This window comes from Prevotella pectinovora, from assembly GCF_000834015.1.
In the GTDB taxonomy this organism is placed as follows: domain Bacteria; phylum Bacteroidota; class Bacteroidia; order Bacteroidales; family Bacteroidaceae; genus Prevotella; species Prevotella pectinovora.
In genome coordinates, this window is record NZ_JXQI01000061.1 from 1 (window position 1) to 1,906 (window position 1,906).

The 1,906-nt window shown below is 38.0% G+C and carries 1 protein-coding gene and 2 pseudogenes; 2 read left to right on the forward strand and 1 reads right to left on the reverse strand.

Going from position 1 to position 1,906, the window contains the following annotated elements:
* Nucleotides 1-251: pseudogene (locus ST42_RS08030) on the forward strand (IS982 family transposase); the annotation flags it as partial.
* A 33-nt stretch (nt 252-284) separates the two neighbouring features.
* Here the strand turns inward: ST42_RS08030 and ST42_RS13860 are convergent.
* Entirely contained in the window at nt 285-1,133 is an 849-nt protein-coding gene (locus ST42_RS13860) for a DUF1810 family protein (RefSeq protein ID WP_156137028.1), read from the reverse strand.
* Nucleotides 1,134-1,357: 224 nt separating this feature from the next.
* Here ST42_RS13860 and ST42_RS08040 point away from each other — a divergent pair.
* Nucleotides 1,358-1,906 (forward strand): annotated as a pseudogene (locus ST42_RS08040) (IS982 family transposase); the annotation flags it as partial.

Genomic DNA, 1,906 nt, shown 5'->3' on the forward strand with positions numbered 1-1,906 from the left:
TGGAGTGTCCGTATCGGCTCAACCAAAAGGACTGGAAACCGACATTCATTCCGTTTGCAAAGGCAAGAAAGAGGATTGAGACAATATTCTCACAACTTACAGACCAGTTCCTGGTCATCAGGAACTATGCGAAAATAACGAATGGTTTGTTTGCCAGAATCATTGGCAAAATTAGTACACTTACCATTCTGCAATACGTAAACTTCATTAACGACAAGCCCATTGGCAGAATTAAGTATGCACTAAATTAATTCCGCCAACAGGTAAGTAATTATAAACAACTTTTACATCCATCTGTATTTTCTCATCAATTGCTTAAAGACTGATATATCTGATACCGTAGAGAACAACAACATACATGACCTCACCTTCATAGTATCATTACCGAATATCTCATAGACTGTTCTTGTGTTATTCAAAACAGCTTCTGAGACTTCAATCAAGCGTTTTCGCAAAGTCGGATGATTAATATATTGATAAGCCTCCATACGACCATTTATCCCGTAGAATAAAGCGGGACGACTATGGGTCCCTTTTATACCAGCCATTTGTGGAAAAACATACCAGATCCAGTGAGTCGTTTTACAACCAGCCTTGATTTCTTTCAATGCCTGTTCATAGGAACTGACTTCTTCTCCAATATTCACACCTCTACCTGCACCAGAATGAGCATTTAAGAATCGCTGTAGATTGGGGCAGCGTTTATTGACTATAGACTCCACAAAAGCATCATCGTTCCCAAATAACTCATCCAACTTACTCATCAGATGTTGAGCCTCAATGCAACCTAAGATGGCAAATTCGATAAGACTGGCACGTAAAAGCCTTATTGAATCATCCGAACTAAGAATCGCTTTCAGATCTATTCCCATGATGTGTAGGCACCATTTTCGGTAATAGTTGTTCATGAAATCATTATCTATACTTAATGCCATAAATCCGAAATGTGTGAGCCGTTGAACATCTTCATTATCGATGCAACTTGATTCATCAATAGGAAGGAATCTTAATAGCTGTGAATCACTTTGTAGTTCACTGCCTTTAAGGGCTTTCCTATAACTATCCAACATTTGAACATCGTGTTCGTTTTTTGGATACCTGTTATAAACGAAATCTTGATCAATCTGATTCATTTGTTTACCTATTTGTTTATACTAACAATGTGAGAGATGTTTATTTATTATCATATCACAAAACTACGTAAAAGGTTAACAGTAATTCGTAACATAAATCTCATGATAATGCATTTTATTGCATTCAAGTACTACCTTATTGTAGTTTTGGCCATAATGTCCAACCTCATACACACCTTTTTCTACTATTAACCCGTTGGCGGAATTAATTTAAGTTGATAAATATGAGTAAAAAGTTGTATATATCGCTGATTTTTAGTAACTTAGTGGTGATCAAAACATTAAGTTCAAACCATCGTATGTACAACCTTTATACAAAATTCGTCAAAATACTTGAGATATGCAAGCAATTCTCTGAAAATCTCGTCAATGAATCGGGTAATGTTCCACGTCGTGGTCCTGTTCCCAAGTTTTCGGATTTGGAAGTGGTGGCGCTATCCCTGACGGCAGAGACCGAGAGCATTGATAGTGAGAAGTGGTTGTTCGACTATAAATTGCAAGAATACAAGGACAACATTCCCAATCTCATATCAAGGAGACAGTTCAATGACCGCAGGAAGAAAACGGCAGGCCTGTGTGAGGAACTGCGCAAGAGGATTGCCATGGAAATGGATGGCGGAGAGGAAAATTAATTCCGCCAACAGGTATTGAGACAATATTCTCACAACTTACAGACCAGTTCCTGGTCATCAGGAACTACGCGAAAATAACGAATGGTTTGTTTGCCAGAATCATTGGCAAAATTAGTGCACTTACCATTCTGCAATACGTAA

What these genes read in the sequence shown, in the direction of transcription:
- ST42_RS13860 (WP_156137028.1), bottom strand. Translation starts at nt 1,133, where the DNA reads ATGAATCAGATTGATCAAGATTTCGTTTATAACAGGTATCCAAAAAAC.